Source organism: Thermodesulfovibrionales bacterium (genome assembly GCA_035686305.1).
In the GTDB taxonomy this organism is placed as follows: Bacteria; Nitrospirota; Thermodesulfovibrionia; order Thermodesulfovibrionales; family UBA9159; genus DASRZP01.
In genome coordinates this window covers 19,515-35,720 of sequence record DASRZP010000074.1, presented here as the reverse complement: position 1 = coordinate 35,720, position 16,206 = coordinate 19,515, and the positions used below count along the sequence as shown (strand labels likewise).

Sequence of the window (16,206 nt, the reverse complement as noted above, 5' to 3'; positions counted from 1 at the left end):
GGACCTGTCCCCCGAAAAATGTGCCACTTGTAAGTAGAGTGTTGGCATAATAGGACACTCGAACAAGGAGGCAGGGATGAAGAAGACGCGGTATACAGAGGAACAGATTGTAAGCATTCTGAAGGAGGGGGAAGCGGGCATAACCGTCACTGAGCTGTGTCGGAAGTACGGGGGGTGTCCTAACGACCAGTTTATGATACCAAGGAATTGAGGAAATAGGGTGACACTCCAAGTTGAGGTAAACGAGAGGAGTGTCATCGATGGAACCAGTAAAGACAGTACAGAGGAGCACTGCAAAGAAGAAGGCTCCGGAGCAAAAGAGGCGTTTTTTCGGAGCCGATTTCAAGCTTCAGATAGTAAAGAAGCACCTTGAGGAGAGCGTCCCCGTCTCGGTGATCTGCCAGGAATGCGGAGTGGGCACTGGAACGGTGGGGCGGTGGGTTCGGGCCTATCGTAGTGAGGGGGAAGCCGGGCTCGCCAAGAGCCACAACGGCAAGGGGCGGAGCCTTCCCGCACCGGTGAAGCAGAAGATCGTGGAGATCAAGGAGGCCAATCCGCCCTTCGGCATCAAGCGCATATCGCAGCTTTTAAAGAGGATGTTCTTTCTCTCCGCCAGTCCCGAGACTGTTCGCAAGACGCTTCACGAGTCATCGCTCATGACGCCCCCACCCAAGAAGCGGCAGCGCAATATGACACGACCCCGGTTCTTCGAACGGTCAACGCCGAACCAGCTATGGCAGACGGACATCTTCACGTTCCGCCTCGGGGGCCGTTATGCGTTCCTGATCGGGTATATCGACGATTACTCCCGGTACATCACAGGGCTGGAGCTCTTCAGGAGCCAGACGGCGCAGAACGTCATCGAGGTGTACCGCCGTGCGGCCTCGGAGTACAACCCGCCCAAGGAGATGCTTACGGACAACGGACGGCAGTACACGAGCTGGCGGGGCAACAGCCGCTTTGAGTTGGAGCTGAAGAAAGACCGTATCCGCCACATCAAATCACAGCCTCACCATCCGATGACGCTGGGCAAGATCGAGCGGTTCTGGAAGACAATCTACTTGGAGTTCCTGAGCAGGGCCCAGTTTGAGAGCTTTGAGGACGCAGGGGAGCGGATACGGCAGTGGGTGAAGTACTACAACCACAAGCGGCCGCACCAGGGGATCGGCGGGCTGTGTCCCGCGGACCGGTACTTTGAGATCCAGAGCGAGTTGAGGAAGACGATCGAACAGGGCATCCAGGACAATCTCCTCGAGATGGCGCTCAGGGGGAAACCGAGGCTGCCGTTTTACATGGTAGGGCGCATGGAGGGGCAATCGGTGGTGTTGCGGGCGGAGAAGGGCAGGCTGCGCTTGTCGGTGGAAGCTGAGAGCGACGACATCACGCAGGAAGTAGTTTACAATCTAAACGAGAAGGGAGATGACCATGGAGAAGACGGAGAAGATAAAGGGCGAGAGGAAGCGGCAGACGCTGAACTTCGGGGCGATGGAGAAGTGCCGGGCGGTGCTGTCGGTATGGACGGAGAGGAGGAGACCCGCGGAGATATGCCGGGAGCTGTCGATCCCCTGGATGGTGCTTGCGCAGTGGCAGAGGCGGGCGATGGAGGGAATGCTGCAGGCACTGGAGTCGAGGGTGAGCCTGGACAGAGGGCCGGCGCTCTCTCCACGGCTTCAGGCGATGTTGGAGAAGAAGAGACTGACGCTCCTGACGAGTACGGCTCAGGGCAGGCTGGAGAGGACGCTGTCGAAGGCGCAGGAGGCAAGGAAAGCAGAGCCGGCTCAGTCGAGGGACATGAAACCCGAAGGCCCTGCCTTGCGGAAAACGGGTGATGGTTAGATATGGGCCGGGTCGAGAAAATCGATTATAGGGCTTCTGGCGAACCCGATCTTCTCTCGATCCGCAGGAGGAATGAGACTTATGAGTGATGCACGGGACAAGGAGCGAGCCCGCCAGCGGGCGGCAGTAGTGTTTGCGGTGCGCAACGGCCAGATCACGGCTGAGGAGGGCGCACGCCGGTTAGGCGTGTCCCGTAAGACCTACTACGAGTGGGAGAGCAGGGCCTTACAGGCGATGACGGAGGCCATGGAGGATAGATCTCCCGGCAGGCCCACCATACCGCAGGACGAGGAGAAGCAGCGGCTGCAGGAAGAGGTTGCGGAACTGCAGGAACAGCTCTTCGTCGCCCAAAAGACCGTGGAAGTGCGGGACATGCTGCATGCCTATGAGCTTCATAACGCGACAAAGAGGGCCTCTGCGGAAAAAAAACGAAAGCGAAAGAAGAGACGCTAACTCGTATGCTTGTCCTTATTGACCAGATCAGGGAGAGGACCGGGATGCCCTACCGGGGGATCTGCAGCGCCGTCGGGCTGCCCTATCCGAGCTTTACGCGGTGGCGCCTGCGGCGCAAAGCAGATGCGCCTCTAGTGCGGCAGCCGGGTCCTCCCAAGGTCAAGCCGCCTGATTTGGGGAGGCTCCAGCAGGATATAGAACAGTTGTCTCACGGGAGTGCTCGCACACAGGGCACCGGTGCATTATACGCACGCTACGCCACGAGCATATCAAGGCGACAGCTGAAGAGAATGGTCGCCATGGCTCGGCATGATCTCAACGTCTCTTATCGTCAGAATCTGAGGCGCATCAGCTGGAAGGTGCCGAACGTCGCTTGGTCCATGGACCCGTGCGAATACGGACCGCGAGACACAGACAAGGCACACCTGAGCCAAATACAGGACCTCGCTTCCCGCTATAAGTTCGATCCCATGGCGGGAGACGTCCCCGGCGGCGAAGAGATATCAGGCTATCTTACCGCAACCTTCAACCGTTTTGGGGCACCCCTGTTCCTTAAGCGGGACAATGGCGGCAATCTCAATCATGCGGCGGTCAATGAAGTGCTGACCGAGTATTTTGTACTCCCGCTGAACAGCCCGGTTTACTATCCACCTTACAACGGCGCGATCGAGGAGGCGCAGGCCGAGCTGAAAAACGGGCTTGCCGCCAGGCTCGCATACAAGCCCTGTCCGCGCGAACACCTGGAGGCCTATGCCTCGGCGGTTGAACATGATCTCAATCACCGACCTCGGCCATGCTTGAACGGCAACAATGCCTGCCGGGTGTACTTCACAGGCAAGAGGAGTTTCTCTAAATGGGAAAGGAGGGATGCCTATGTTTGGATAACGAACCTGCAGAGTGATATACTGTGCGGTGAAGGGGTTCAGCCGCAAGCGGCCTGGCGCATCGCCGTCGAGGCCTGGCTGAGAATGAAAGGATTTATAACCGTGACCATCAATGGAAAAGTGTTACCCAATTCTTTCTGATTTTGGTATCAAAAACTGATGGCGTGCACAGGGATACTTTGAGCATGAAGAGTATTTACAGATCAAGGAGGCCCTACCCGATTATTTAAAACCTGTACTCGCTCAGGGATACCATACTGGTATGAGATTGCAAGAGATTCTTGACCTTCGATGGAAACAGGTTGATATGATCGAAGGGAAAATAACTCTTGAAGCCGAAACCACAAAGAACGACGAAGCAAGGATTATCTACCTTTCTGGGGAACTGTACCAGACCTTTCTAAATCAAGAGATTCTCAGAGACGAGAAGTTTCCGAAATGCCCTTATGTCTTCTTTAGAGAGGGGAAACAGATAAAAGATTTCGGGGACGCTTGGGATACAGCGTTATTGAAGATGGGCCGAATGCTGCATTTTAAGTGTAAGGATTGCGGAGAGATCACGAAAATATCAGAGAAGAAACAGCGCAAGGGCCTTACCTGTGAGAAGTGCCAAGGGAAACACTTAAAGAGGCACGACAAGATTTTCCATGACCTCAGAAGAACGGCAGTTAGAAACATGGTAAGGGCAGCTATCCCGGAAAGAGTGTGCATGAAGATCAGCGGACACAAAACCCGCTCGGTATTCGACAGGTACAATATCGTAAATGAAGCAGACCTGAAGAGCGCGGCGGAGAAAGTTACACAGTTACACCGGGAAGCTTTAGAGAAGATGGAAAGGGCCGATAGTTACAAAAGGGTTACAATCGGCCAAAAAGGTGAAAACTGATGACTCTTGTTTTACGAGCTAACTCATTGAAAACTGGCGGAGAGGGAGGGATTCGAACCCTCGGTGGAGTTGCCCCCACAACGGTTTTCGAGACCGCCGCCTTCAACCGCTCAGCCACCTCTCCATGGAACAAGAGTGAACAAAGGGCGCTTTTAGTTTAAAACAAAGGGCCCTCATTAAGAAACAGGAACGGAAAGATCCTTTACCTCCGCTCTTCAAAAAACTCCTTCAATAGAGAAGCGCATTCTTCTTCAAAAACGCCTGAGAGAACCTCGACCTGATGGTTCAGTCTCTTGTCTTCCAGCAAATTGTAAAGACTGCCGACGGCTCCGCCCTTCGAGTCCCTGCAGCCGTAAACGAGCCTGCCAAGCCTCGAGTTTATCATCGCGCCTGCACACATGATACAGGGCTCCTTGGTCACATATAGGGTGGCTCCGGCTAAACGCCAGCTGTTGGCTTTGCATGCACCTTCCCTCAATGCCATGACTTCAGCGTGGGCAGTAGGGTCCTGGAGTGATTCCCTCTTGTTGCGTGCCCTGGAAATAATAATGCCCTCGTTACTTACCAGCACAGCGCCGACAGGCACTTCCCCTTCAGAAAAAGCGAGGCCGGCCTCTTCAAGGGCCAGCCCCATAAAATATACATCCCTCTCTCTGAATGACCCGCTGCTAATAGGTCTGCCTTGATGAGTGGCGCGCCCTGAGGGATTCGAACCCCCGACCTGCGGATTCGTAGTCCGACGCTCTATCCAGCTGAGCTAAGGGCGCTGCCCCTTTATCCTTTTTTCACTCCTTCTTTGAGGGCAAGTCCGAATTTCGGATGTTCAAAGGGGTGGATTGTCGGGAACTTCGAATAGAGCCAGCCTTTGAATACCTCCTTATCGCCTTCAAAAACCTTTATCCCCACCGCCGGGTTGTTCGGCATATTGGAAGTCGAAGTAATCATTCCAGCGTCCATCTTAAAGTCCGGCAGAAAATCTCCCACTGCAAGTTTCAGGTCAGAGTTGGGAATCTTAAACTCGCTGTTGAGATTGATCGTATACTCCTCCGTCTTCTTGCTCGTCTTGTCTTCCACCATGATCTTTACCGCAGACCATTTTCCCTTGACGCTGTCTGGCACGACTGTCTTCAGTTCAGTTTTTTGTATCCCCATACCTTCGCCATGGCCGGGCGGTGGCATCTGTCCTCCAGGCGTCATCTGAGGAGCCTTCGGGACGGGTTGTTCCTCCTTCTTTTTGCAACCTCCGAGACCGAAAGAGAAAACGAGCACAACTCCTAGGCCGATCGTCAAGAACCTTCTCATTTCGAGAGACCTCCTCATGTATTTGTATGCATTTTGTGAGCTCAGAGTCAAAGCCCTGACCCGGTGCTTGCCGCTTCCGTCGATGGCGGAGAGGCAGGGATTCGAACCCTGGGTGAGGTGTTACCCCCACAACCGCTTAGCAGGCGGCTGCCTTCGACCAGCTCGGCCACCTCTCCACAAAACAGGGTATATTAACAGCTCGAATCCCGATTTGTAAATGTGAGGCGTGGCTGCTTTCCCTTATGCAACGTTCTACTACGCCGGATGTTTCATCCTATAGTCCTCAATAGCCTTCTTCAGCGCATCGGCACCGAGGTTTGAACAGTGCATCTTCTGGGGGGGGAGTCCGTCAAGCTCTTTTGCCACTGATTCCTTTGTTATCCCCAAAGCCTCTTCGATGGTCTTGCCCTTTACCATCTCTGTTACCATGCTGCTGACGGCTATGGCAGCGCCGCAACCAAAGGTCTTGAATTTACAATCGGTGATCTTACCATTTTCTACTTTGATCGATATCTTCATGACGTCGCCGCAGGTAGGGTTCCCTTCCGTGCCTACTCCGTCGGCGTCCGGTATCTCCCCTACGTTCCTCGGGTTTGTGAAGTGGTCCATGACTTTTTCGCTATACATAGATGTTCCTCCTCAGTGTCCATTTGTCGGCCTTGAAAGTATTATTGCTCCTGGGAATCAGAAGGCGTTGTGTAACAGGTTTGACCTTCAGCTTTTTCATCCCATCCTTTCGCAAAGGGAGATATCTCCCGCAGTCTCTTTATGATCGGAGGAAATTCAGTAAGGAAATAATCGATATCCTCCATCGAATTCCCTCTGCCCAGGGTGAAGACAATGGACCCCTGCGCAAGGCTTGAGGGCACTCCCATCGAGAGTAAAACAGGAGACGCCTTCAGTGCCTTCGACGAGCAGGCAGACCCGCTCGCTGAGGAGATCCCCTTTGCCGCGAGCAGGAGCAGCATCGATTCTCCCTCGATATACTCCACGGTGAAGCTGGCATGCCCGGGGAGTCTGTCAGTCGGATGTCCTGTGAGATAGACATTCTCAACGCTCAGTGCCCCGCTGATGAGCCTGTCTTTCAATCCTTTCACATGCCCGATCCTGGCATTCATCTCTGTCTTTGCCAGCTCGGCAGCCTTTCCCATCCCGACGATGGCAGGGACATTTTCCGTGCCGGCCCTTCTGCCGCCCTCCTGTATGCCTCCATAGATCAAGGGGACGATCCTCAATCCCTCTCTTACGAACAATGCCGCTGCTCCTTTCGGTCCGTAAAACTGATGCGCAGCCATACTCACAAGATCTGCGCCGAGTTCCTTGACATCCAGAGGGACATTGCCGGCAGATGCAACGGCATCGGTATGGAATACCACACCCCGTTCCTTTGCTATTCTTGAGATCTCTCGTATGGGCTCTATCGTCCCGACCTCGCTGCTTCCATGAATGACCGATAGGAGGACGGTCTCTTTGGTAATCGCCTTTTTTACCGTATCCGGGTCGACAACGCCGTATTTGTCGACGGGGAGATAGGTGACGGTGAAACCTGCCTTCTCGAGAAACCGCGCAGAGTTGAGGACAGAATGGTGTTCCATCCTTGAAACGATGACGTGCTTGCCCTCATTTTGACGGGCGAGAGCAATACCTCTGAGCGCAAAATTATTCGATTCGGCCCCGCTGGCTGTGAAGATGATCTCTGCGGGCTTGGAGTTTATGAGGGATGCAACCTGGCCGCGGGCATGCTCTATCGCACTCCGGGCCTTCATCCCCGCCTCATACACACTGAGGGGATTGCCGAATTCCTCGTTGAAGTAGGGCATCATCGCCTCGAAGACCTGAGGATGGAGCGGATTTGTCGCAACATGGTCGAAATAACATTTCCTCATAGTTACCTCGCTTTCTTGATATAGAATTTATAGTAATCCTCGGTCTCCTCGATGCCGAGGAATTCGTTCCCCGTCCTTTCGCACCAGCCCGGTATGTCCTCCAAAGCGCCGTCATAGTCTGTGAGGATCTCGAGTATCTGTCCCTTGTCGAGTTGCTTCACCTGCTCATCGAGCTTGAGAAGATGCATGGGACACATCATATACACGATATCCGCCGTAACATCAGGCTTTATATTCTCAACAAATTTGAGGGTCACGCCGTATCGATCTCCTCATGGACGTGAGAAAACTTCAGAAGAGGCTCTCTTGCAAGAAGGTCATGGAGCGTGATCGTCTCGAGAAAGGCCTCGATCTTCGCACCAAGCGACTTCCAGAGGAGATGGGTTACACAGCCTTCTATGCGTGAACAGCCTTCTTCCGGGTCAAGGCAGGAGGTTATGGCAACAGGCCCTTCGAGTTCCTTGAGTATCGAGGCTATCGTGATCTCCCTCGGCCTTCTTGCGAGGAGATATCCTCCTCCCGGCCCTTTCACGCTCCTGATGATTCCGGCCCTTCTGAGTTTGTTCAGTATCTGTTCAAGGTAGGGCACGGAAACATCCTGCCTTTCTGAAATCTCCCTTATCGTGACAGGATCGTCCGGATAACCCCGGGATATCTCAAACATGGCCCTGACCCCGTACTGTCCCCTTGTTGACAACCTAAGCATGATAGAAATATAAAATACTTTACCAAAACTGTCAAGTATTATTTGCTTATTTTACAACTATTTTAAAACTGATCTGCAGGAGGGCATGGGATTTCGCCTGCCATAATAATGGCGTCCTCCTCGGGGGTAACATAATACCGCTTCCTCGTTCCTATGACTCTGAAACCGAACCTTTCGTAGAGTCTCTTTGCGATAGCGTTCGAAGACCGGACCTCGAGATAGAGGACTCTGCATCCATTCTGCCTCATCTCCTCCATCACCTGTTTCACCAGGACCTTCGCAACGCCCATCCCCCTGAAATCGGGATGGACCGCCAGGTTAAGGATATGACCTTCATCGAGTACCTGCTCGGCGCAGAGATACCCAGCAATCACCTCATCAAAAATAGCGACTCTTGCCAGGGAACGGAGTTTATAGATCTCATTAAGGAAAGACGTTTCAGACCAGGGCGTTGGGAAGGAAAGCCGTTCTATCTGTACCACATGGGGAATGTCGCCTTCGCGCATATCCCTGATAAGGATTTTTTTCACGACCCTCCCTGGAGCTTTACCTCGGCCTCCGATTTTCTCACGTAAAGGGGAGTGAGACCAAGGGGATCTGAAAATTCCCTTTTCTGAGCCTTCTTCATTGCAAGGTACGCTATGTTTGAAGGAGACGGAACCGACCATTGTGGAGGTGCAAAGATAGGCTGCGCATGAGCAAGTCCTTCGAGACTTTCCCTGTAGATGACAGCGCCTTCGCCTGCAAAGACGACCGGTCCTTTCAGGATATCTGCAAGTTCATCGACCTTTATTGACCTCGCTTCCATGACCCTTTCGAAGTCCCTGTCCTTCCACAAGAAGACTGCGGCGTATACTTCGCCCTTACGCGCATCGAGCATGACACAGACAGGATGTTTCGTGTATGGGAAATTCCAGGCAAAGGCCTCAAGGGTTGGTATCGATATTACCGGTTTGCCAGTGGCGTAGGAAAAGCCCTTGACCGTGCTTAATCCGATTCTCAACCCTGTAAAGGACCCTGGTCCCGTCGCTATTCCAAAGGCGTCAATGTCCGCTATCTTCATGCCAGCCTGCCGGAGCACCAGGTTTATTCCCGTCATGAGTCTTTCGGAGTGGGTCGTCTTGATGTTCAACCTGATCTCTGCTATGAGGCCTTTTTCGTCATCCATGATGGCTATACCGCCAAGCATCGTGGATGTCTCGACGCCAAGTGTTCTCATGCTGAAAAGCCTAATATATTGCAGCGTGTTTTTCAAGGGCTCGATCAACCCCCTGTCTTGCCTAAGCACCCCGTTTGGTGTATAGTTTTACTGAAAACGATCTGCGCGGCGGGGCGCTGACCGTTTAGTACCCTCGATCCCCTTTGCAAAGAGGGTCTCCGGTACGATCCAAGGGTGCGTGAACGATCATCGAGAGGCAAGGAGGTGTCATGCCTTACAATTTTGTGTTGCCTGATTTAGGCGAAGGAACGACTGAAGGGGAGATACGGAAATGGGTTGTGAAGGAAGGCGACGTTATCGAAGAACACCAGACTGTCCTTGAGATCGAGACCGACAAGGCAGTCGTGGAAGTGCCTTCCCCAAAAAAAGGGACGGTGGTGAGGATAGCAAAGGAGGAAGGCGAGATCGCAAAGGTGGGAGAGGTCTTGATGACCATCGCAGAAGAGGGTGAAACGATTGAAGCGAAGCCGAAGGTCGAAGAGAGACCGAAGTCCGTTTCCGTTGTCGGTGTCTTGCCCGAGGAGGAGGAGATCCTCGCGACTCCGGCGGTGCGGGCCCTTGCCAGGGAACTCGGAGTGCCGCTGGAAGGCATAAAAGGATCTGGTCCCAATGGGAGCGTTACGCAGGAAGATGTCATGAAGGCCTCCCAGAAAGAGCAGGCCCCCGAAGACCAGTACGGAGCTGCGGAGAGGGTCCCTTTGAGGGGATTGAGAAGAACGATCGCCAAGAACCTCATCCTGTCCCAAAGGACAACCGCCTTTGTTACGGGCATGGATGAGGCGGACATCACAGAACTCTGGGATCTCAGGGAGCGGGAGAAGAAGGCACTCCTCGAAAGGGGTGTCCATCTCACGTTCATGCCCTTCTTCATAAAGGCTGTCTATCATGCCCTCGCAGAACACCCCCTGCTCAACGCCTCGGTAAATGAAGAGCGGGAGGAATTGATCATCAAGAGATATTACAGCATCGGCGTTGCCGTTGATACGCCCGAGGGTCTCACGGTGCCTGTTATCAGGGACGTTGTGAAGAAGACGATCCGTGAGCTTGCCCTCGAGATCCAGGACCTGAGCCAGAAGGCACGAGAGCGGAAGATAAAGGCTGAAGAGATGAAGGGAGGCACCTTCACCATCACAAACTACGGGCATTTCGGCTGCACCTTTGCAACGCCCATCATCAACTATCCTGACGTCGCTATCCTCGGAACAGGCAAGATCTCTGAAAAGCCCTGGGTGAAGAAAGGCCAGATCGTAATCAGAAAGATCCTTCCCCTCTCCTTGACCTTTGATCACCGGGTCACCGACGGCGTTGACGCCTCGGTGTTTCTCTCGAAGGTGATCGCCTATCTTGAAGATCCGGCCCTGCTCTTCATAGAGAGTGCATGATCTCCCTTGACCCTTTCTTTAATCCTCGATCCATTGCCCTCGTTGGTGCCGCGCATACCGAAATCAAGCTCGGGGGCGTGGTGCTCAAGAACCTCCTTAAATTCAGAGGAGAGGTCTTCCCCGTCAATCCCAAATACAACGAACTCATGGAAATAAAGGCCTACCCCGTCATAAAGGCATTGCCCCATTCCGTCGATCTTGCCGTAGTTATGAGGCCCGCACCGGAAGTGCCGGCCATACTGAGAGAGCTCAAGGGCAGGGCAAAGTGCGTGATCATCGTCAGTTCAGGTTTTGCAGAGGCTGGGGAGACTGGGCTCCAGGAAGAGGTGAAGAGGACCGGCAGGGAGATCGGCGTAAGGATCATAGGACCGAACTGCATGGGCATTTATGACCCGTACAAGAGGCTTGACACCTTCTTCCTTTCCTATGAAAGATTGAAGAGACCGAAAAGGGGAAATGTTGCAGTCGTGTCTCAGAGCGGCGGGGTCATGACCGCTCTCTTCAGCGCCATAAGAGCCGCAAATATCGGGATATCAAAGGCTGTGGGCTATGGCAACGCCGTTGATGTCGACGAATCAGACCTCTATGACTATCTCTCAGGCGATAGCCGTACCGATGTGGTGGTCTCCTATATTGAATCCGTCGCTGACGGAAGGAAGTTCATAGCGAGGGCTAAGGCTCTCTCCGAAAGAAAACCTCTTATTGTCCTCAAGGCAGGAAAGGGGGGCAGCGGCCAGGAGGCGGCCTTCTCCCATACAGGCAGGCTTGCCGGAAGATATGAAGTCTTTCGTTCGATCCTGAAGGAGTTCGGATTGCGGGAGGCCAACGACTTTGAGGAGCTGATAGATGCGACAAAGGCACTTTCCCATCAGGGAGTGCCGAGGTTCCCCTCCCCCCCTCTTGGCAATGGGGGAGCAGCCAGGAGAGTCCTTATCATAACGAACGGCGGGGGCTCAGGCGTCCTTGCCGCGGATGAATGCATGAGGCAGGGGCTCGAGGTCACTGAAGTCCGGAAAGACAAGAAAGAGGGATTAAGACAAGTATTTCCTGTTTTCTTCAGCATCAACAACCCGGTAGATCTCACCGCCCAGGTCACTGACGAGGATTACAAGAGGGTCCTGGACGAACTCAGGGATGACTACGACGGTTTCCTGATCATCGCCCTGCCGAATATACCGGGAATAACCGAAGACCTTGCCGGGCTTGCGAAGTCCTTCAGGGAGAGCACAAGAAAGCCCATGGTTTTCCACGTGACGGAGGGCGGGATTTCAGCGAGACTGACCGTACTCCTGGAAAAGGCGCGGATTCCCGTCTATTCCTCTCCGGAAGGGGCGGTGAGGGGGTTGAAGGCGCTCTTGCGTTGAAGGGTCCTGTTATTGACGGAGATTACCGGAGATAGAGAGGAAGAGACAGGATGATCATTGAGGAATCCATCGTGATCCATGCCACGCCAAAGAGAGTATGGGAGACATTCGCCGACCTTACCTGCTGGAACCATTGGAATACTGTTCTGAAGAACGTTTCGCCGAAGAGAACCGAAATCCTGTCAGAAGGAGGCAAGGTAAAGTTCTGTATCTATCCTTTCAATTTCCCCGTCTATTTTGAACCGAATATCGAGAGCGTTGTGCCGGGCAGGCGGATCGTCTGGTCAAGCGGAAAATTCGGCATCTCCGCCAGGCATGAATTTCTTTTCCAGGAAGCGAAGGAAGGGGTCATTGTGATCAGCAAGGAAGTATTCAGCGCCATAGGACTCAAGACCCTGAGGTTTCTCTTTCCCGATTGGAGGCTCAGGGACCTCACGATCTCTTTCCTCAAGGATTTGAAGACGGCTGCAGAAAAATAGGGCCCCTTTTTCCCCTGAGGAAGGCAGAGGAAATTTCTTGACAAGTGCTCTCTTTTATGGAAAAATTGTTTAAAAAGAAGAGACATTGAACACATCTCCAATCACTTTGTTGATCCAACAGTTTTTTCTTTCACGGTTATATCATTCTTTGGGGGAGACACCGTGGGGCAACAGATATAGAGAAGGAGTCATCCTGCATAGGCGAGGCAAGGGAGTCAGACTTGCACTCGACAACGGCTCTCGCGTAGGAATTATTGGTGGTGGTCCTGCCGGATCCTTTTTTGCCTATTTTCTCATGGATATGGCGGAAAGGACGGGGATGGACATCCTTGTTGACATATACGAACACAGGGATTTCTCTCGGTCAGGCCCGCCCGGCTGCAATATGTGCGGCGGGGTCATATCGGAGACGCTGGTCCAGATGCTTGCCACCGAGGGAATCAACCTGCCTCCGACAGTCGTGCAACGGGGCACAGACTCCTACGTAATGCATATGGACGTCGGTACCTTCCGCATCGAAACTCCCCTCCATGAAAAAAGGATTGCGGCGGTACATCGTGGGAGCGGACCGCGTGGGATCAAGGAAATGCGGTGGAGGAGTTTCGATGGTTATCTCCAGGAACAGGCCTTGGGAAAAGGCGCCCATTTGATACGGGCGATGGTTGAGGGCATCGAATGGAAAGATGGCCGCCCGCAGATCAGGACCCGGGAGGGATTGATACAGCTCTATGACCTGGCTGTCGTTGCGGCAGGCATTAACACGAGCACCCTTAAGATCTTTGAGAATCTGGGATTCGGCTACAGATCACCTCAAGGGTCCAGGACCTATATCGGTGAATTCTGCCTGGGACAGAAGGTGATAGAGAAATGCCTTGGAAGCTCCATGCACGTCTTCCTTCTCAATATCCCCCGTCTGGAATTTGCCGCCCTTATCCCCAAGGGCGACTATGTGACAGTCTGTCTCGTGGGCGAGAACATCGATAAGACTCTCGTAGAGTCCTTTCTGACTTCCCCTGAGGTGAAGGAGTGCCTTCCTGCTGGGTGGGCTATACCGGCTGATTTCTGTCATTGCACTCCCCTGATGAATGTCCGGGGCGCTGTCAGACCTTTCGCAAATCGGATCGTCTTTATCGGAGATTCAGGAGTGACCCGGTTATATAAAGACGGCATTGGCGCCGCCTATTCCACTGCCAAGGCTGCCGCAAGGACCGTCGTCTTCGAAGGCATATCTGCTAAAGATTTCGAGCGTTCGTATTGGCCGGCTTGTCAGGCCCTCTCATCAGACAATAAGTTCGGCAAGATCATCTTTGCGATTACCCGTCTGGTCCAAAGGAGCAGGGTAGCGCGCCTGGGGATCCTGCTTATGGTATCCAAGGAACAGCAGAGCGAGGTTCGCGAAGAAAGCATGAGCAGTGTTTTATGGGACACCTTTAGTGGGAGCGCTCCCTATCGTGATATCTTCATGCGGACCCTGCATCCCGGTTTCATATGCCGTCAACTCTGGAATACGATCCGTGGCCTTTTCCTCGATCTCAAGATGCGGATGAATGCAGGGATTGTCCGTTGACGTCTCGTCTCTTGAAAGGGGTAACCCTGGGCTTACTCACTGGCATCGTCGGACTGGTGATAAGCTTTTCTTCTTTCGGCCTCGACATCGAAGAAAACGTGGGGCTGGAGATACTCTTCCACTTAAGGGGAGTGAGGAAGGCCCCTTCAGATGTCGTCGTTGTCGGCTTGGACAAGTTATCAGCCGACAGCCTCGGTCTTCCTATCGACCCGAGAAAATGGCCACGCTCTTTCCATGCCCGTCTCATCGAGAATCTGATCGAGAAGGGTGCTGCAGCCATCGCTTTTGATATGTTTTTTGAAGACCCCGGTCCCCCTCAAGGTGATACCCTCTTTTCTGAGGCTTTGGAGAAAGCCCATAATGTCATACTTACTGAACGTCTCAGAGTCGAGAGGCTTTCCCTTACTGACAAAGAAAAAGCACAGGCCGGAGACCTCACGATTACGAGATTGGTGCCGCCGATTCCCCTCCTTGAACGATATGCTTTTGCCCTGGCTCCTTTTCCCCTGCCCAAGGTGCCTGTCAAGGTGAGCCAGTACTGGACATTCAAGACCGGAGCGGGTGATACGCCGACCCTGCCGGTTGTGGCCTTCCAGCTCTTCGCAATGCAGGCCCATGATGAATTCATCCTTTTACTCGAAAAGACGAGTCCCTACCCGATCGAGGAGTCATTTCGTGACAGAAGTGCGTTGATTGCCGCGAGAAGCGTAAAGAGGTTCATGTCAGGAGTGAGGGAGATCTTCGGGAGAGATCCGCAGATTGCGAGAAAAATGCTTCAGGAATTGAGGGATCCAAAGAGCTTATCCGTCGAGCTGAAAAAACATCAAATGGTCAGGGCTCTCATAAAGATGTATGAAAGTCCCAATAGCCGGTATCTGAATTTCTACGGACCACCCCGAACCATTCCTACGGTACCCTATTATCAAGCCTTGACCGGCGGCAAAGAGCTTGACGTAAAGGGCAAGGTTGTCTTCGTAGGACTTTCTGAACTTGTGCAGCCTGAACAGAAAGACGGCTTTAACACGGTCTTTTCGCGATCGGACGGACTTGATATCAGCGGCGTCGAGATAGCCGCCACCGCATTTTCAAACCTGCTAGAAGATATGCCTCTTCGCCCGGTCAGCCTCCCCTTCCATGTCGCCGTTCTTTTGCTCTGGGGAACAGTGATCGGCATCTCCTGCCGGTTTTCCTCAAGTATTATAGCCGTGTTGAGCATTGCAGGGCTCAGCGTACTTTATCTCGCGGCTTCCACCTATCTTTTTAGGACATACGGCATCTGGTATCCGGTCGTCATCCCTCTCTTCTTCCAGACCTTCCTCGCCTTTAACAGCTCGCTCCTTTGGAAGTATATCGATTCGAACAGGGAGCGCCAGAATATCCGGAAGGCCTTCGAGTACTATCTCCCCAACGAAGTGGTCGATCGGTTATCAAAGGATATTGTGAACCTCGCTGCAAGCGACCAGCTCGTCTACGGTGTTTGCCTGTCTACCGATGCAGAGCATTACACCTCCTTATCCGAAACCATGGATCCCGACAAACTCGGCTGCTTTATGAACAAATACTACGAGGCTGTTTTCAGGCCGATAAAGAAGCACGGAGGAATCGTATCGAATGTCGTAGGAGACTCGGCATTGGCGATATGGGTGGCAACAGAACCCGGCATAACGCCGAAGGGTGAGGCGTGCCTGGCGGCTCTTGATATTGCCGGTGCACTCCGCGAATTCAACCGGTCCTCCGGCAGCCTGCAACTCCCCACCAGAATCGGTTTGCACTCTGGTAATATACTGCTCGGGAACATCGGCGCCTTCGACCATTATGAATATCGCCCTGTAGGAGATATTGTGAACACTGCTACAAGGATAGAAGGGCTGAATAAATACGTGGGCACACGGATCCTTGCGTCCGATGATGTCCTCGATCAGGTTAAAGGCCTGCTCACAAGGCAGATAGGCAAATTCCTGATGGTCGGAAAGACACAGCCGATGATTGTCCATGAATTGATCTGCCGTATGGAAGAGTCCGATGAGCAACAAAGAGATGCCTGTGCGATCTTCTCCGGGGCCCTCGATGCTTTCTGGAGACGGTCTTGGGACGAGGCCATCAGGGGATTTCATGAGGCGATCAAGGTCTTGGGGAAAGATGGTCCGTCAACCTTCTATCTGGACCTCTGCGAACATCACAAGGAAGACCCACCCGGCGAGTCGTGGGAGGGAGCTGTACATATGGACAAAAAATAGCGCAG

The 16,206-nt window shown here is 53.2% G+C and carries 16 protein-coding genes, 3 tRNA genes and 2 pseudogenes; 10 read left to right on the top strand and 11 right to left on the bottom strand.

Annotated features, from left to right (window positions below):
- The first annotated feature begins 76 nt into the window (after positions 1-76).
- The 5 genes and pseudogenes from VFG09_08860 (at position 77) to VFG09_08840 (ending at position 4,059) form a co-directional block, all read left to right on the top strand.
- A pseudogene (locus VFG09_08860) lies at positions 77-172 on the top strand (transposase).
- Between the two features lie 88 nt (positions 173-260).
- Positions 261-1,829, top strand: a complete 1,569-nt coding sequence (locus VFG09_08855; GenBank protein ID HET6515253.1) for a DDE-type integrase/transposase/recombinase — start codon at positions 261-263, stop codon at positions 1,827-1,829.
- 88 nt (positions 1,830-1,917) lie between these two features.
- Positions 1,918-2,289, top strand: a complete 372-nt coding sequence (locus VFG09_08850; protein ID HET6515252.1) for a transposase — start codon at positions 1,918-1,920, stop codon at positions 2,287-2,289.
- Positions 2,290-2,294: 5 nt separating this feature from the next.
- On the top strand, positions 2,295-3,314 hold the full coding sequence (locus VFG09_08845) for a hypothetical protein (GenBank protein ID HET6515251.1): 1,020 nt from the start codon (positions 2,295-2,297) through the stop codon (positions 3,312-3,314).
- Between the two features lie 49 nt (positions 3,315-3,363).
- A pseudogene (locus VFG09_08840) lies at positions 3,364-4,059 on the top strand (tyrosine-type recombinase/integrase).
- A gap of 34 nt (positions 4,060-4,093) precedes the next feature.
- On the opposite strand, the gene VFG09_08835 reads toward VFG09_08840, so the two are convergent.
- The 11 genes from VFG09_08835 to tsaB all read right to left on the bottom strand — a co-directional run bounded on the left by VFG09_08835 (position 4,094) and on the right by tsaB (position 9,172).
- Positions 4,094-4,183 (bottom strand) — tRNA-Ser (locus VFG09_08835).
- 78 nt (positions 4,184-4,261) lie between these two features.
- Positions 4,262-4,732, bottom strand: coding sequence for a tRNA adenosine(34) deaminase TadA (gene tadA, locus VFG09_08830; GenBank protein HET6515250.1), 471 nt, complete (start codon positions 4,730-4,732; stop codon positions 4,262-4,264).
- Positions 4,733-4,749: 17 nt separating this feature from the next.
- Positions 4,750-4,826 (bottom strand) — tRNA-Arg (locus VFG09_08825).
- Between the two features lie 7 nt (positions 4,827-4,833).
- Positions 4,834-5,361 carry a hypothetical protein gene (locus VFG09_08820; protein ID HET6515249.1) on the bottom strand — a complete coding sequence of 176 codons (528 nt, stop codon included), beginning with the start codon at positions 5,359-5,361 and terminating at the stop codon, positions 4,834-4,836.
- An 83-nt stretch (positions 5,362-5,444) separates the two neighbouring features.
- Positions 5,445-5,537 (bottom strand) — tRNA-Ser (locus VFG09_08815).
- 79 nt (positions 5,538-5,616) lie between these two features.
- Positions 5,617-5,988, bottom strand: coding sequence for a Fe-S cluster assembly scaffold protein NifU (nifU, locus tag VFG09_08810; GenBank protein HET6515248.1), 372 nt, complete (start codon positions 5,986-5,988; stop codon positions 5,617-5,619).
- A 41-nt stretch (positions 5,989-6,029) separates the two neighbouring features.
- Positions 6,030-7,247: a cysteine desulfurase family protein gene (locus VFG09_08805; GenBank protein HET6515247.1), complete on the bottom strand. Its 1,218-nt coding sequence runs from the start codon at positions 7,245-7,247 to the stop codon at positions 6,030-6,032.
- 2 nt (positions 7,248-7,249) lie between these two features.
- Positions 7,250-7,504 (bottom strand): sulfurtransferase TusA family protein, encoded by a 255-nt coding sequence (locus tag VFG09_08800; GenBank protein ID HET6515246.1) that lies wholly within the window; start codon positions 7,502-7,504, stop codon positions 7,250-7,252.
- Positions 7,501-7,953, bottom strand: coding sequence for an Rrf2 family transcriptional regulator (locus VFG09_08795; GenBank protein HET6515245.1), 453 nt, complete (start codon positions 7,951-7,953; stop codon positions 7,501-7,503). Before VFG09_08795 ends, VFG09_08800 begins: the two co-directional genes overlap by 4 nt.
- A 62-nt stretch (positions 7,954-8,015) precedes the next feature.
- Positions 8,016-8,483 carry a ribosomal protein S18-alanine N-acetyltransferase gene (gene rimI, locus VFG09_08790; protein HET6515244.1) on the bottom strand — a complete coding sequence of 156 codons (468 nt, stop codon included), beginning with the start codon at positions 8,481-8,483 and terminating at the stop codon, positions 8,016-8,018.
- A complete protein-coding gene (gene tsaB / locus VFG09_08785) occupies positions 8,480-9,172 on the bottom strand; it encodes a tRNA (adenosine(37)-N6)-threonylcarbamoyltransferase complex dimerization subunit type 1 TsaB (protein ID HET6515243.1) in 693 nt (230 codons plus the stop codon). The genes rimI and tsaB overlap by 4 nt, the downstream gene beginning before the upstream one ends.
- 209 nt (positions 9,173-9,381) lie before the next feature.
- Here tsaB and VFG09_08780 point away from each other — a divergent pair, with 209 nt between their 5' ends.
- The 5 genes from VFG09_08780 to VFG09_08760 all read left to right on the top strand — a co-directional run bounded on the left by VFG09_08780 (position 9,382) and on the right by VFG09_08760 (position 16,201).
- Positions 9,382-10,554, top strand: a complete 1,173-nt coding sequence (locus VFG09_08780; protein ID HET6515242.1) for a dihydrolipoamide acetyltransferase family protein — start codon at positions 9,382-9,384, stop codon at positions 10,552-10,554.
- Entirely contained in the window at positions 10,551-11,918 is a 1,368-nt protein-coding gene (locus VFG09_08775; protein ID HET6515241.1) for an acetate--CoA ligase family protein, read from the top strand. The genes VFG09_08780 and VFG09_08775 overlap by 4 nt, the downstream gene beginning before the upstream one ends.
- Positions 11,919-11,968: 50 nt before the next feature.
- Complete coding sequence (locus VFG09_08770; GenBank protein HET6515240.1) at positions 11,969-12,397, top strand: SRPBCC family protein; 429 nt, start codon at positions 11,969-11,971, stop codon at positions 12,395-12,397.
- 148 nt (positions 12,398-12,545) lie between these two features.
- The gene (locus tag VFG09_08765) at positions 12,546-13,964 is read left to right on the top strand and encodes a hypothetical protein (protein ID HET6515239.1); all 1,419 of its coding nucleotides are present in this window, start codon (positions 12,546-12,548) and stop codon (positions 13,962-13,964) included.
- On the top strand, positions 13,961-16,201 hold the full coding sequence (locus tag VFG09_08760) for an adenylate/guanylate cyclase domain-containing protein (protein ID HET6515238.1): 2,241 nt from the start codon (positions 13,961-13,963) through the stop codon (positions 16,199-16,201). Before VFG09_08765 ends, VFG09_08760 begins: the two co-directional genes overlap by 4 nt.
- Positions 16,202-16,206: the final 5 nt, after the last annotated feature.

Bases quoted from the DNA above. Each gene is read 5' to 3' on its own strand.
- VFG09_08845 (HET6515251.1), top strand. From the start codon at position 2,295: ATGCTTGTCCTTATTGACCAGATCAGGGAGAGGACCGGGATGCCCTAC.
- VFG09_08820 (HET6515249.1), bottom strand. From the start codon at position 5,361: ATGAGAAGGTTCTTGACGATCGGCCTAGGAGTTGTGCTCGTTTTCTCT.
- VFG09_08855 (HET6515253.1), top strand. From the start codon at position 261: ATGGAACCAGTAAAGACAGTACAGAGGAGCACTGCAAAGAAGAAGGCT.
- VFG09_08795 (HET6515245.1), bottom strand. From the start codon at position 7,953: ATGCTTAGGTTGTCAACAAGGGGACAGTACGGGGTCAGGGCCATGTTT.
- tsaB (HET6515243.1), bottom strand. From the start codon at position 9,172: ATGAGAACACTTGGCGTCGAGACATCCACGATGCTTGGCGGTATAGCC.
- nifU (HET6515248.1), bottom strand. From the start codon at position 5,988: ATGTATAGCGAAAAAGTCATGGACCACTTCACAAACCCGAGGAACGTA.
- VFG09_08780 (HET6515242.1), top strand. From the start codon at position 9,382: ATGCCTTACAATTTTGTGTTGCCTGATTTAGGCGAAGGAACGACTGAA.
- VFG09_08770 (HET6515240.1), top strand. From the start codon at position 11,969: ATGATCATTGAGGAATCCATCGTGATCCATGCCACGCCAAAGAGAGTA.
- VFG09_08805 (HET6515247.1), bottom strand. From the start codon at position 7,247: ATGAGGAAATGTTATTTCGACCATGTTGCGACAAATCCGCTCCATCCT.
- VFG09_08775 (HET6515241.1), top strand. From the start codon at position 10,551: ATGATCTCCCTTGACCCTTTCTTTAATCCTCGATCCATTGCCCTCGTT.
- VFG09_08850 (HET6515252.1), top strand. From the start codon at position 1,918: ATGAGTGATGCACGGGACAAGGAGCGAGCCCGCCAGCGGGCGGCAGTA.